The organism is Vulgatibacter sp. (assembly GCF_041687135.1).
Classification (GTDB): domain Bacteria; phylum Myxococcota; class Myxococcia; order Myxococcales; family Vulgatibacteraceae; genus JAWLCN01.
In genome coordinates this window covers 41,943-55,751 of sequence record NZ_JAWLCN010000004.1, presented here as the reverse complement: position 1 = coordinate 55,751, position 13,809 = coordinate 41,943, and the positions used below count along the sequence as shown (strand labels likewise).

At 67.3% G+C, this 13,809-nt stretch carries 11 protein-coding genes; 2 read left to right on the top strand and 9 right to left on the bottom strand.

What is annotated here, in order from left to right; all coding sequences use genetic code 11:
• Positions 1-2: 2 nt before the first annotated feature.
• The 6 genes from ACESMR_RS11215 to ACESMR_RS11190 form a co-directional block, all read right to left on the bottom strand.
• Positions 3-473: a hypothetical protein gene (locus ACESMR_RS11215; protein WP_373047166.1), complete on the bottom strand. Its 471-nt coding sequence runs from the start codon at positions 471-473 to the stop codon at positions 3-5.
• 358 nt (positions 474-831) lie between these two features.
• Complete coding sequence (locus ACESMR_RS11210) at positions 832-1,341, bottom strand: hypothetical protein (protein ID WP_373047165.1); 510 nt, start codon at positions 1,339-1,341, stop codon at positions 832-834.
• Positions 1,338-1,838, bottom strand: a complete 501-nt coding sequence (locus tag ACESMR_RS11205; protein ID WP_373047164.1) for an ImmA/IrrE family metallo-endopeptidase — start codon at positions 1,836-1,838, stop codon at positions 1,338-1,340. The genes ACESMR_RS11210 and ACESMR_RS11205 overlap by 4 nt, the downstream gene beginning before the upstream one ends.
• A 488-nt stretch (positions 1,839-2,326) precedes the next feature.
• A complete protein-coding gene (locus tag ACESMR_RS11200) occupies positions 2,327-3,736 on the bottom strand; it encodes an efflux transporter outer membrane subunit (RefSeq protein ID WP_373047163.1) in 1,410 nt (469 codons plus the stop codon).
• Complete coding sequence (locus tag ACESMR_RS11195) at positions 3,733-6,900, bottom strand: efflux RND transporter permease subunit (protein ID WP_373047162.1); 3,168 nt, start codon at positions 6,898-6,900, stop codon at positions 3,733-3,735. The genes ACESMR_RS11200 and ACESMR_RS11195 overlap by 4 nt, the downstream gene beginning before the upstream one ends.
• A gap of 5 nt (positions 6,901-6,905) precedes the next feature.
• Positions 6,906-7,907, bottom strand: coding sequence for an efflux RND transporter periplasmic adaptor subunit (locus ACESMR_RS11190; protein ID WP_373047161.1), 1,002 nt, complete (start codon positions 7,905-7,907; stop codon positions 6,906-6,908).
• Between the two features lie 234 nt (positions 7,908-8,141).
• Here ACESMR_RS11190 and ACESMR_RS11185 point away from each other — a divergent pair, with 234 nt between their 5' ends.
• Entirely contained in the window at positions 8,142-9,590 is a 1,449-nt protein-coding gene (locus ACESMR_RS11185) for a sensor histidine kinase (RefSeq protein ID WP_373047160.1), read from the top strand.
• 23 nt (positions 9,591-9,613) lie between these two features.
• Positions 9,614-10,972: a sigma-54-dependent transcriptional regulator gene (locus ACESMR_RS11180; RefSeq protein ID WP_373047159.1), complete on the top strand. Its 1,359-nt coding sequence runs from the start codon at positions 9,614-9,616 to the stop codon at positions 10,970-10,972.
• Positions 10,973-11,220: 248 nt separating this feature from the next.
• Here the strand turns inward: ACESMR_RS11180 and ACESMR_RS11175 are convergent, their stop codons facing one another.
• The 3 genes from ACESMR_RS11175 to ACESMR_RS11165 are packed head-to-tail and all read right to left on the bottom strand — an operon-like array spanning position 11,221 to position 13,777.
• Positions 11,221-11,622, bottom strand: coding sequence for a hypothetical protein (locus ACESMR_RS11175; protein ID WP_373047158.1), 402 nt, complete (start codon positions 11,620-11,622; stop codon positions 11,221-11,223).
• Positions 11,619-12,416 carry an ExeA family protein gene (locus ACESMR_RS11170; RefSeq protein ID WP_373047157.1) on the bottom strand — a complete coding sequence of 266 codons (798 nt, stop codon included), beginning with the start codon at positions 12,414-12,416 and terminating at the stop codon, positions 11,619-11,621. Before ACESMR_RS11170 ends, ACESMR_RS11175 begins: the two co-directional genes overlap by 4 nt.
• A complete protein-coding gene (locus ACESMR_RS11165) occupies positions 12,416-13,777 on the bottom strand; it encodes a DDE-type integrase/transposase/recombinase (protein ID WP_373047156.1) in 1,362 nt (453 codons plus the stop codon). Before ACESMR_RS11165 ends, ACESMR_RS11170 begins: the two co-directional genes overlap by 1 nt.
• Positions 13,778-13,809: the final 32 nt, after the last annotated feature.

Sequence of the window (13,809 nt, the reverse complement as noted above, 5' to 3'; positions counted from 1 at the left end):
CTTCAGGTTGGCTGGGCGGCGACGGCGAGTACAGCTTCGATCACGACGAGCACGGCGCTCTTCCTGCCGATCCGCTCACCCGGGACGGGGACGCGCTCCGGGTCCGGGTCCTTGCCCTTGAAGGTCCCCTTTGCCAAATCGAAGTCGAGCGGGACGTCGACAACGCGCTCCAGCTTGTCCATTGCACTCAGGCGGAACAGATCGAACCTGTTCGAGCGCTGGTGGTAGGCGACCATTAGGCGTTGCTCCGCCAAGAGTCCCAAGCTGAACCGCACGGCGAGGTGGTTTTCCTCAACCCGGCGGATGCGAACCTCTCCCTTTATCTGCGGGAACGAAGCCTCGAGCTCCGTCAGGTCGTTAAACAGTTGGGCCGCAGCCTGCGCACGCTCGGTGGAGAAGGCCTCGGGGTTCCGTTCCAGCGCGGCTGCACCGAGCAGCCGCACCGCTTCCGACTTGTCGATTGTTCCGGTCATGACGTGTAGGACGCGGCAGACTGGAAAAACCCTTCAGGCGATGTGCAGGAACGACGAAGCCCCGCCGCAGCGGGCCCTGAACGGCCTACCGATCCATCGGAACGGCGCTCAGGAACGTGGCGCAGGCGGGGCAGTAGAGCAGCAGGACGGTCCCTGCCACTGTTGCCGCCAGCGTTCCCGGGGGATTTGCGACCGATGCGCCGCACTTCGGACACGTAGGCATGGTGCCTCCTTGTTGGGCCCTGCCGACAAGGACGCACCAGGCCGGGGAAACCCTTCAACTCGGACGCAGAAACAGCGAGGCCCCGCCGGAGCGGGGCCTCGCTGCTGGTCACTGTGACGGGCGGTGCGCCGGGGGCTACTTCTTCAGCGCGGTGACGAGTACGTCCTTGAGATCGCCTAGCGTGTTGGTCACGGCGCTAACAGGCGTTTTGATCCCCAACATTGCGCGGATGAAGTCCACATCGCGCACGTCGCTGACCCACCAGTACGGCAACGCCATGCGCTCGCCCGCTTTGACGATCTGGTAGAGAAAGAAGACGAGCGCGAAGGTGATCGTGCCGTGCGCTCCCAAACGGATGCAGAGGTGCACCAGGTCGGTGTCCGCATCCATCCACTCGGTAAGGTACGAGTCGGCCTTCAGCAGGGCGATACCAAGAACAGCGAGAATTAGGCCTGACCCCACCCACGACATCGCGTAGCCGGCACGGCGTCGGAACTGACCGATCGCGATTCGGTCCTTGATCGCAGGCTTCTTGCTGGCCTTGCCGCGGGCGTCATCGGCGCCCGGCTGGCGAACAACCTTCAGCTTTTCACCGTCGCCGCCGAGTGGCGGCGGCGGCGTACTGCCCGCCTCCGGCTTGCTCACGCGAGCCGGCCCAGCCTGATGCGCATGGCGCCCTTCGACACGCCGAAGAGCTGCGCGAGCGTCATCGCGTCTGCACCGTGCTCCATTACCAGCGGATCCAGCATCCAGAGCGGCATCAGGAGCGACGCTGCGAAATCGTTCGCCTCGTACTCCTGCTTGGGGGTGCCGTCGTACTGATCGACGCCATCGTTCGACGCAACGACGCGGTCGCGGAAGGCGACCTTGCGCACGGGATGGAGCAGCAAATGCCCGAGCTCGTGCGCAATTGTGAAGCGCTTCCTCGCAGGCACCTCGTTCGCCTGTACCCAGATGACAGGCGTCTCGCCACGCATGTCGAGCGCACCCGACCAGCCAGGCTGGACGGTCTCGCGGACCTCGATTCCCATCGACGTGGCGATGGCCTCAACGTCGACGGCGGGCTCACTGATGCCGAAGTGGCGCAGGAGGTCGTTGGCGCGGTAACCGGCGTCCTTCATCTGCTTCCAAAGCGTCGGCATGGCTCCCCTCCCTTCGGCTCGTAGCCTCGGCCCAATTGGCCCAGACTGTCAATCAGGCGCGCCTCGTATCAGCCCAAAGGCCTGCGGGCAATTAGATGTGCACGCGGACGAGACGGCGCACTGCCTGCACTCTGACAACGCCCAAGTCGCTCGACTACTTCCCGTCCTGCCCCACAGGCAGAGGTTCGGTCGACCGATTCACTACTGGCCATCCCGGTCGGCCAGCCTCGTTACCCTCGTTACCCCTCCCCGCTACCCCCGCCCGCAGTGACCACGCCGCCCCCGAGAAAACCCGGTCTAGCCCCCGCCACACCGGCATCCGCCCCGCTCAATCGAGGGTTGGGATCCCGCTTCGAATCCTGTCTCCCCGACCAAAGGAAGACCCCGTAGAGCTTCGGCTTTGCGGGGTTTTTTCTTTTCGGGGCACGGCGCAGCGGGCCGCCCGACGACCTCGGTGAGCGAGTGCGCCCACAGTGGGGAGACGACCCTCAACGCCACCCGCCGCCGAGCGCCTTGTAGATCTGCACGGTGGCGAGGCGCTCACGCCGCTGGGCCTCGATGAGCTCCAGATCGGCTTCGAGCGTCGCCTCCTGCGCGAGCAACACGTCGAGGTACGTGGCCTTCGCCGCCCGGTAGAGGAGGTCGGCCGTCTCCACGGTTTGGAGCAACGCTGCCTTCTGCTCCTCCTTGCGTCCGAGAAGTTCCCGGGCGGTATCGAGGTTCGACAGCGCGTCGACCACCTCGGTGTACGCCGTGAGGATCGCCTTCTGGTACTCGTAGAGCGCCTGCAACTGCACCGCCGAAGCCGCCGAGAACGTCGCCTCGAGGCCCGCACGGTTGATGAGCGGTGCGACCAGGCCTCCGGCGATGCCGTAGGTGATCGACTCGGGGGTCGAGAACAGGAAGCGCGGGTCGAAAGCCTGGTAGCCGACGTCGGCGGTCAGAACGATCGACGGAAAGAACGCTGCCCGCGCCGCCGCCACGTCGAACTCTGCCGCTCGCAGCCTCTGCTCGGCCTCCCTGACGTCGGGCCGGTTCTCGAGCAACGCCGAAGGGATTCCGGAACCCACGGATGGCGGCGGTGCGAAGAGGGCGTTCGTCGAGCGCGGAACCGGGCGGGGATAGCGTCCCAGGAGGAGGTTGATCCGGTTCTCGACCTCGACGATCTCCTGCTCGAGCGCCGTGGCCAGGCCTCGGGTGTCGAAGAGCTCGGCCTCGAACTGCTGCACCGCGAGCTCGGTGCCACGCCCCGCCTCCTTCTGCAGCCGCACGATCTCGAGGGCAGCCTCGCGCTGTTCCACCGCGCGAGCGACCACGTCACGGGCGAGATCGACTGCGAGCAGCTCGTAGTAGGTGGCGGCCACCTCGCTCACCAGCGATGCGAGGACGGCGTGCGTCCCCTCGACCGCGGCGAGGTGGCCCGCGAGCGCCGCACGCCGCTGGTTGCGGAGACGCCCGAAGAGATCGACCTCCCACGAGGCGGTGAGTCCCACCGAGTAGTCGGGGAGGACCTCGGGAACCACCTGGCCAGGGCGGATCTCGGTCGTGGAGTTGCCGGCCCATTCCGCGGTGTACTGGCCGTAGCGGCGTACGCCGGCAGAGGCCGTGGCGGCGACCTGCGGAAGGAGGGCACCGCCCGAGGCCCGCACGGCGGCGCGTGCGATTTCGATCCGCTGCGCCGCTGCGAGCAGGTCGAGGTTGCCGCCGACCGCCTCGGCGATGAGGGAACGGAGCGCCTCGTCGGTGAAGAACTCCTGCCAGGGGAGCTTGGCGACGGTGTCGCCACCGCCGTTCTCGAAGGCCTCCGGCAGCGGGCGGTCGGGGACGACCATGGGGTCGGGTGCCGAGCACGCCGCGAGCAGCAGCATCGTGGAAACGGAGACGAGGGTCTTCCTCACGCCGCCACCTCCGTCTGCACCGGACCTTCCGCCGGCTCGGCGCTCTTCCGGCGGCGCCGGAGGAGCGCCGGGAGGCCGGCGGCGATGACGTAGAGACCGGGAACGAGGACGACGCCGACCGCCGTGCCCACCAGCATGCCGCCTGCTGCCGTCGTTCCGATGGTGCGGTTGCCGGCCGCGCCGGCCCCCGTGGCGAACACGAGGGGCAGAAGACCCGCGATGAAGGCGAAAGAGGTCATCAGGATGGGCCGCAGCCGGAGCCGGGAAGCATCGATGGCCGCCTGCACGATCGAGGCGCCGCCGGCGCGCAGCTGCTCCGCATACTCGACGACGAGGATGGCGTTCTTGCCGAGAAGTCCGATGAGCATGACGAGCGCGACGTGGGTGTAGAGGTTGTTCTCCAGACCGGCGACCAGCACGAAGAAGAAGGCTCCGAACACGCCGGGGGGTAGCGAGAGCAGCACCACCAGCGGAAGGACGAAGCTTTCGTACTTCGCCGAGAGCACGAGGTAGACGAAGAGCAGGCAGATCCAGAAGACCACCAGGCCCTCTGCGCCTGCCTCGATCTCGTCGAGCGAAACCCCGGCCCACGCAATGCCGAACCCTCGCGGCAGCTTCTCGCCGGCGACCTCCTGCACGGCCTGGAGCACGGCTCCCGAGCTGACGCCAGGTGCACCTTCGCCGTTCAACTCCGCAGAGGTGTACATGTTGTATCGCGTGACCTGGTCCACGCCTGCGCCCTGGCGGAGCGTTGCGAACGCCGCGAAGGGCACGAGCTCACCGTCTTCGCTCTTGACCCGGAGCTCGAGCAGATCCTCGGGGGCAGCCCGGTACTCCGGCAGTGCCTGCACCATGACCTTGTACATCTGCCCGAACCGGATGAAATTGGTCGCGTACTCGCTACCGAGCATCGTCTGCAAGGTTCCCATGGCTGCGTCCACCGAGACGCCTTTCTGCGCGGCTTTCTCGATGTCGACGTCCACCACGTACTGCGGGTAGCCGGCATCGAAGATCGTGAAGGCGCTCTCGATCTCCGGGCGCGCCTGGAGGTCCTGGACGAACTGGTTCACGACCTCCTGCATCGCGGCGAAGTCGCCGCTGCCGGTCTTGTCGAGAAGACGCAACTCGAAACCGCTGGCATTGCCGTAGCCAGGGACCGGCGGGGGCGGAAAGAACTCGATGCGAGCGTCCTTGATGTGCCGGGTCCTCCTCGCGAGCTCCTCCATGATCTCCTGGTCGGACACGTCGCGGTCTTCCCAGGCCTGCAGGTTGACCAGCGCCGTTCCATAGCTCGCGCCGGTGCCGTCCGAGAGCACGTTGGTGCCAGCGAGCGTCGCAATGCTCTCCACGCCGGGAAGGTCCTGGCCGGCCTCCCGGATCGCGTCCACTACTTCTTTGGTTCGCTCGAGCGTCGCGCCGGGCGGCGCGGTCACGCTCGCGTAGAAGAGGCCCTGGTCCTCCTGGGGAATGAAGCCCGTGGGGGTGATCACCGAGACGGCCCCGGTGCCCAGGATGAAGACTGCGAGCAACCCCAGCGTGACGACGCGCCGACACGCTGCCGCGGTAAAGACCCGCACCGCCCGTCCCTCGAGGGCGTCGTAGCGTGCATTGAATCCGGCGAAGAAGCGGCCGAGCCAGGAGGGCCGCGAAGCGCCATGGTGCGGCTTCAGCCACTTCGCGCACAGCGCCGGGGTCAGGGTGAGGGCCACGACGCCGGAGAGCGCAATGGCGACCGCCATCGTCAGCGAGAATTGCTTGTAGAAGATACCGGAAGCGCCGCCGATGAAGGACACGGGCAAGAAGACCGATGTCATCACGAGGGTGATCGCAACGATGGCTCCCCCGATCTCTCGAACGGCGGCGACCGTCGCCTCGCGGGGGGAGAGGCCGGTTGCTTCCATCTTGGCGTGGACCGCCTCGACCACGACGATGGCGTCGTCGACGACGATGCCGATCGCGAGAAGCAGCGCAAAGAGCGTGATCAGGTTGAGAGAGAAGCCGAGCAGCAGGACCATGGCAAAGGTGCCGACGAGGGACACCGGTACCGCGGCGAGCACGATGGCGGTGCTGCGTCGGTCCTGGAGGAAGAGGAAGACCACGAGGCTCACGAGCAGCAGGGCCTCCAGGAGCGTCTGCACGACCTGGCGGACCGAGGCATCGAGGAACCGACTGACGTCGAAGCTGACGCGGAACTCCATGCCCGGGAGGAAGGCCTCGCGCTGCAGCTCGGCCAGGCGGGCTTTCACCGCGGTGATCACGTCGCTCGCGTTCGAGCCTGGCAGCTGCTTGAGCATGATCGCGGCTGCAGGCCGACCGTCGAATTTGGCCTCGACATCGAAATAGCTCGTGCCGAATTCCACCTCCGCCACGTCGCGGATGCGGAGGATGCTGCCGTCGATCCGCGAGCGCAGCGGAATGCTCGCGTATTGTTCCGGGGTGTTGAACTTGCCCGAGTACCTGACGGTGTACTGCAGGGGGGTGCTTCCGCGGTCGCTGTTCTCGCCGATCTTCCCCGGGGCAGCCTCGACGTTCGCCAGCTCGAGCGCCTCGATGACGTCGTCGGCGGAGAGCCCGTACGCGACCATGCGGTCCGGCTTGAGCCAGATCCGCATCGCATACTCCTTGGCGCCCAGGATGTCGGCGTAGCCCACGCCCTGGATGCGCTTGAGCTCTCCGAGCACGTTGATGTCCGCGAAATTGTAGAGAAACTTCTCGTCGTGCTCGATGTTGTCACTGAAGATGCTCAGATACATGAGCATCGCGTTCTCTTCCTTGCCGATCTTCACGCCGTTCTTGATCACCTCCGACGGAAGCTCGCCCATCACCGCGTTGACGCGGTTTTGCACGTTGATCGCGGCGACGTCGGGATCGGTGCCGGTTTCGAAGATGACCTGGACCACGCCGACACCGTCGTTGCCGGCATCGGAGCTCATGTATTTCATCCCGGGCACGCCGTTGATGGCGCGCTCGAGCGGAACGATCGCCGCCTTGGTCACCGTCTCGGCGTTGGCGCCTGTGTACTCCACCGTGACGTTGACCTCGGGAGGGGCGACGGCGGGGTAGAGCGTTCTGGGCAAGCGCGCGAGGCTGATGAGGCCGAGCAGGCAGATGAGGATGGAGACCACCACCGCGAGCACGGGGCGTCGGACGAATTTCGTGAACATGCTTGTCAATTCCCCGCGGCGAGAGCGACGGGCCGGGCGGCGATGCGATCGCCCTCCCTCACGTGCTGGAGCCCCTCGACGATGAACTTCTCGTCCGGACCGAGGCCCGACCGCACGACGAAGAACTCCCCCAGGCGGCTCACTGGCTCGATGCGCCGTGCGCGGGCCGCCCCGTCGGCATCCAGGGCATAGACGTAGATCTGATCCTGCACCTGGAAGGTGCTCTTCTGGGGCACGAGCAGCGCCTCGCCCAGTGGCACCTTCACGGAAACCGTGCCGCTCCCGCCGTGCAGGAGCACGCCCGCCGGGTTGGGAAAGCGAGCCCGCAGGCCGATGCTACCGGTCCCCGTGTCGATCTCCGTCTCCATCGCGTCGATCGTGCCGGCCTGGCTGTAGATCTGACCATCGGCGAGGCGGAGGTGCACCTCGCGCACCGGCTCGCCGCGTCCTGGGGCCCAGGCTGCGAGGTACTCCTGCTCCGAAAGCCGGAAGTAGGCGAGCATCTCGGAGGTGTCGGTGATCGTCGTCAGGAGCTCTCCTTCGTCCACCGTGGCCCCCAGCTTGTGCGGAATTCGGTTCACGACGCCCGCGAAGGGAGCCCGCACCCGCGAGTATCGAGCGGCGAGGTCTGCCTGGCCCTCGACGGCGCGGGCCTCGTCGAGGCGGGCGCGCGCCGCCTGGAGGCGGGCATCGGCGAGGGCGAGCTCACTCTCGGAGACGATGTTCCGCTCGTGCAGCATCGAGGTGTTGTTTCGCTCGACCCGCGCAGCCTGCAGCTCTGCCTCCGCGCTCTTGCGCGCAGCCCGCGCCTTCTCGAGCTCGTGTTCGAGCTCGCCGGCGCTCACGACGAACAGGAGATCCCCCTCCTTCACGGCCTGCCCCTCGTCCACGTGGACCGCCTCGACGATCCCGCGCGCGCGGGCGCGGACCTCGGTACGCCTGCGGGCGCTCAGATTCGTGACGTAGCTGCGCTCGTACGTCGAGGGAGCCAGGCGCGGCGTCGCCACGGGGAAGGAATCGCTCTGCTCCGGTGCGGCGGGCGGAGCGGAACAGGCCACGGCAGTGGCCAGGACGAGTGGGAGCAGGCGGTGCTTTGGTGTCATGCCGGGCTGGCCTAGCAATCGCAGGGCCAGCGGGAACTGCCTTGATATCCCGGTAGTTCTTGGCGATTGCTCCCCGGCGGGGTCGCTTTTCGCGACTGGGAAAGTCGCAAAATACGACAATGCGAGGACGGCACGCCCTTGAAGCTCACGACGCGAATCACCGCCAGCATCGGCATCGCAGCCACCGTGTTGTTCGGTCTCGGCGGAGCGCACCTGCTCGCCACCGAGGCCAGCGAGCTGCGCACCGTCGCAGAAAAGGAGAGCATTCTCCTCGGCCGCACGCTCCAGACCGCGATCGAGAACGCGCTCCGGGATCGCCAGCTCGAGGACGTGAAGGAGACGGTGCAGGCGCTCGCGACCATCGACCCTGCGGTCGGCATCTTCATGATCGAAGCAGGCGGAACGCTCGTCGGCGTCTCCCCGGGGGCCCGAGCGAGCGCCGGCACGCTGGAGATGGCGAGGAATGCGGTCGGCGAGGTCAGGCCCCTCATCTCGTTCGAGGAGGGGGAGCCCGGGCTGCTCCGGCTCGGCCTCGCGCTCCGGGAGGAGCAAGGCGCTCGCGCGGCCTCAGCGCTCGTCCTCGAGAAGCCGCTGTGGGAACTCGAGCGTGATCTGGCTGCGACCCGCCGCGGCGTTGGGGCGACGGTTGCTCTTTTCATCTTGGCGGCCACCGCCTTGACCTGGTTGCTGACACGGCGGTACGTAGGCCAACCCGTGGGAGAGCTCGTGGCCGACATGGAGCGCGTACGCTCTGGCGATCTGTCCAGCTCCGTCCTGCGACTCCGAGCGGACGAACTCGACGCGGCGCGCAGTGCATTCGATGCGCTGGTGACCGACCTGCGCGCCGCGCACGATCGCGCGGATCTCGAGTCGGAGGCCCGTCGCAGGCTGGAGCGAGCCCTCCAGAATGCCGACAAACTCATCACGCTCGGGCAGCTTTCCGCCGTTGTCGCCCACGAGATCGGATCGCCGCTCCAGGTACTCGAGGGGCGGGCGCGCTGGGTCCGCAAGCACGCGGCGGAGCAGGAGAAGGTACGCAGCGCCGCGGAGACGATCGTCGAGCAGGCACGCCGGATCACGCGGCTCGTAGAACAGATGCTCTCGATCACGCGTCGCAGGCCGGCCGCTCGTGTCGAGTTCGACGGGGAGAACGCGGTCCGGGCGGTGCTAGAGCTCCTCGAACTCGAGGCCGACCGCGGCAGGGTCCGCCTCACCCTCCGCCGCGATGGTGCGACACGTGTCTATGCCGACCCGGACCGGTTGCAGCAGGTCGTGCTCAACCTCGTACGCAACGCAATGCAGGCCTCGCCACCGGAGTCGATCGTCACAGTCACGATGGGCGGTGATGCGGACTGGTTCACGCTCGATGTGGAGGACCAGGGGGGCGGCGTCGCGCCGGAGGTGCTTCCGCACCTCTTCGAGCCCTTCTACACCACGCGCACCATGCAGGGAGGGAGCGGACTCGGGCTGTCGGTCGTGCACTCGATCGTGCAGGAGCACGGTGGCACCGTCCGCTTCGAGGAGACCGGGCCCAACGGGTCGCGTGTTCGAGTTCGACTGCCGCGCACCCCGGAGGTGCACACATGACGATGGCTCGGCCGAAGGTCCTGGTGATCGACGACGATCCCGGCGTGGTCTCGTGGCTCGTGGACTCGCTCCCGGATGAGGGCATCGACGCGGTCGGCGAGACCTCCGCGCTGCATGCGCTCGAGTTGGTGCAGGCCGGTTCGTTCGACCTCGTGGTCTCCGACGTCGAGATGCCGGAGCTCCGCGGGATCGATTTGCTCCACAGGATCCAGTCCGTCCGATCGCAGCAAATGGTGCTGCTCATCACCGCGTTCGGATCGATCGATACGGCAGTCGAGGCCGTTCGCGCCGGTGCCGTGGACTTCCTTGCGAAGCCTTTTCCCATCGAGGCCCTCGCACTCGCCATCCGGCGCGCTCTCCGCGAGCGGCAGCTCCGTCGTGAAATCGTTCGCCTCCGCGCCTCCTCTTCCTCCAGCGACGAGGTCGCGACCGGGATCGTGGCGCGAAGCAAGGCGATGCTCCAGGCGCTCGACCTCACGACCCGCGCCGCACGATCACACCTGCCGGTGCTGCTGACAGGCGAGAGTGGCGTTGGCAAAGGAGCCCTCGCGCGGTTGATCCACGCTCGGAGCGATCGCGCTGCCAGTCACTTCGTCCAGATCAACTGTGCGGCGCTGCCCTCCGGAATCGCGGAAGCAGAACTCTTCGGCGTCAGGCGCGGGGCCTTCACCGATGCGCGGGAGGACAGGCCCGGCGTCTTCGAGCAAGCGCACCAGGGAACGCTTTTCCTGGACGAGGTGGGCGAGCTTCCACTCGATATACAGCCCAAGCTGCTGCAGGCCCTCGAGTCGAATCGGGTGCGGCCGGTGGGTGGGACGACGGAGCTACCGGCCGACGTCCGTATCGTCGCGGCGACCAACGTCGAGCTCGAGAGCGAAATCCGCGAGCGCCGTTTCCGGGCGGACCTCTACCACCGCTTGAACGTCGTGCGGATCCACATTCCGCCGCTCCGAACGAGGGTGGAGGACATCGAGCCACTCGTCGATCTCGTCCTGCAGCGGATCGGGGAGCGCAGCGGAGGGGGGCCCATCGGCATCTCGGTCCAGGCGCTGCGTTGGCTCGAGGGTCGGCCCTGGCCGGGGAACGTGCGCGAGCTCGTGAACGCAATCGAGAGGGCGGCGGCCCTGACGGAACACGAGGTGCTCACGGTCGGCGATTTCGAGGTCGCACCGTGTCCGGCAGGCGCTGGCAGCTTCCTGGACGATGCTGCGCGCGGCGAGCTCACGCTCGCCGATCTGGAGCGGGCCTACGTCAAGCACGTTCTGGGTCTCACCGCGGGGCACAAGGCGAGAGCAGCCGGGATCCTCGGCCTCGATCGTCGGACGCTCTATCGCAAAGCGGCCGAGCTCGAGGCCGGCGGCGCTGAGGACGACCTGAAGTGAAGGGTCCACGGCGCCCTGGCTGGTAGTGAAGGTAACGACGATGAAGGCGGTCCGCCCGTCCACCACTGTTGGTTCCCGCGCTCTCCCATCGGCAATTTCTCGATCGAGCCCACCGACATGGATGGAGCAGTTCTCACAATCGAGGCTCCGGTGAATCGCCCGATGTTGGGGGCGTGCAGTGAGAACGGAATCGGGGGCACGCCGGCGGCATAGGCCGCGCGACTGCCCCCGAGGCAGGCTGAGCATCATCAGAGCAGGCGGAGTTGCCTGCCTGGATCGGGCGGTACCATCCGGCGGAGCTGCGCACGATAGCTCGGAATCCGCTGCATCCGAGCCAGCAGCGCAGCAATTGCCGAAGAGCGCCCGGCGGAGATCCCCGCGGCGAGACGCAGCGGCTCGACGAGCGCGCGCGAAACCGTCCAGACGGTGAGGCCGCTCGCGATTGCGACTCGACCGATCGAGTCCTCGCGGAGCAGCGTATCCGGCAGGAGCATGTCGGCGACACCGACGGCAACGAGCCAGGCGACAAGGCCCTCCCGTGCGTCCTCGGTGCGCGGCACCTTCACGGTTTGGACGCGCCCGTCGCTGCCGACGACCGCAGCGACGAGCGCGCGCGGCCCCATCCACAGCCCGCACGCCCCGCCGTTCATGACACCTCCGCCACCGCCGCCTGCATGTGCTCGATGGTGACGGTCCGCTCCTTGGCGAACGTCGCCGCGATCAGCGCGTGGTGGCAGAGGAGGTTCACCTTCCGTGGCAGCCCGTTGGTCGCCTGGTAGATCGCCTCGATGGCCGCCGGCTCGAAGAGCGGCAACTCACAGCCGGCGAGCCGCAGTAGGTGCGCGAGGTACTGCGGCAGCTCGTCGCGCGAAAGGCCAGGCAGGTGGTAGCGCATGATGATCCGCTGCCCGAGCGCCTCGTGGACCGCCATGGTGAGGCGGCGCCGGAGCTCCGCCTGGCCGACCAGCAGCAGGCAGAGCCGATTCTGCGAGTCCATCGCGTAGTTTGTGAGGAGGCGCAGCTCCTCGAGCAGATCGTTGCGGAGATGCTGCGCCTCGTCGACGACAAGCACGGCCCGGATCTTCGACTCCTCGCTGAGGCGTGTGGCTTCTGCGCGGATGGCTCGGTACAGGCCAGCCCGGTTTCGCTCAACGGGAAGGCCCATCTCCCAGGCGATCGACTTGTAGAGATCCATCGCGTTGCCGGTCGACAACGGCACGTAGAAGACCTTGTACCTGCCGCTGTGGAGTGAGGTCGCGACCTTGCGGCAAATCGTGCTCTTGCCGCTTCCACTCTCGCCGGTGACGAGGCCGATGCCTCGCAGTTCGAGGAGGTGTTCGAGCCGCGCCTCGAGCTCCTTTGAGCCGGCGGAGGCAAAGAGCTCGTCGGTGGCGATCTCCTTGCTGAAGGGGTGGCGGGTAAGGCCGAAGTGCTTGCGGTACATCAGCCCTCCTCCCTGTCGGCCGCCGCCGCGTAGCGGATCGTCGATGCGGGCGCGGTCGGTGCGGCGATCACCTCGGTGACTTCGTCTTCGACCACGAGCTGGCGCGAGGGCCGGTCGCGCTTCACGAAGCAGTTGGCGTAGGTGTCGACGATCTTCGCGTCCTGCACCTTCTTGCCGCCAGCCCAGACCTGCACCGGTCGGCCGGGGCGCGCAGGGTCGTAGCGCAGCGTGACCGACTCGCCGACGAGCGTGGCGTCGACCTCGTAGACGGCGCCGTCGAGGCTGACCGTCCGATCCTTGTGTACCTTGCGCTTCGCCTCGAACAGGCAGATGTCGTCGAGGTCGACGCCGGGGCCCGGGTACTTCACTTCGTCGGCGGTCTTGCCCCACCTGTCGAGTGGCGTCTCGCCGTCAAGGCCGCGATGCGGCGCCTGGTGGTACTCGCCCTCGACGTACGCCCAGAGGCGCCGGTTCAGCGCGTCGAGGCTGCTCGTGTCGTTCGGAGAGAGCAGCGGCAGCAGCTGCGTCCGCACGGTACGAAACCAGCGCTCCTGCTTGCCCTTCGCCTCCGGGTGGTAGGCGCGGGCGTGGATGAGGCTGATCCCCAGCTTGGCGCAGACCAGCGCCAGCTGGTGTGAGCGATACGCGGCGCCGTTGTCGACGAAGAGGCGCTGCGGGATCCCGCGACGCATCACCGCCTGCTTGAGCACCGGGAGAAACGCCGTGGTGTTCTCCGAGGTCGCGAAGGCGGAGAACGGGATCACGCGGGTGGCGTCGTCGAGGAAGGCGATGAGGTACGTCTTCCGCTTGCCCTTGCCCGGCACCATGACGGCCGGGCCGTGCATCACGTCGCTCATCCAAAGATCGCCAGCCTTCTGGAAGGCAAAGCGGCGGTGGTCCTTGCCGGCCGCAGGCTTTTCGAGCCGGGCCGCGTGCGCATGTCGTGCGAGCAGGCGGTGCACGGTCGAGTATGCGAGCGGCAGTTCGGCAGGGACGAGTCCCCGATCGCGCGCGAGATCGATCACCTGCTGGATCGTGAGGGCGGCGTTCTCCTCCCTGAGCAGGAGGAGCTGGTCGACGACTTCGCGTGGAATCGCCCGTGCGGAGCCGGCGTCGCGGCGATGTCCGGGGACGAGCGCATCGAAGCCGCCTCGACGGTAGAGCTTGATCCAGTCGCGGATGGTCTCCGCCGCGACCCGCGTGCGGTTGGTCCCGGGGATGTTGAAGTCCTCCTCCGCTCGCTTCGCGATCAGCGCGTACAGACCCTTCGTGCCGGGCCGCAGGCGCACGAGGTCTGCGATCACACCGTGCCGAAACACGGCAATCTCCTCGGCCAGTTTCTTCTTCTCGTTTTCGTCCATCCGGCTCCCTCGCTTACTCGCCCACCGTGAAG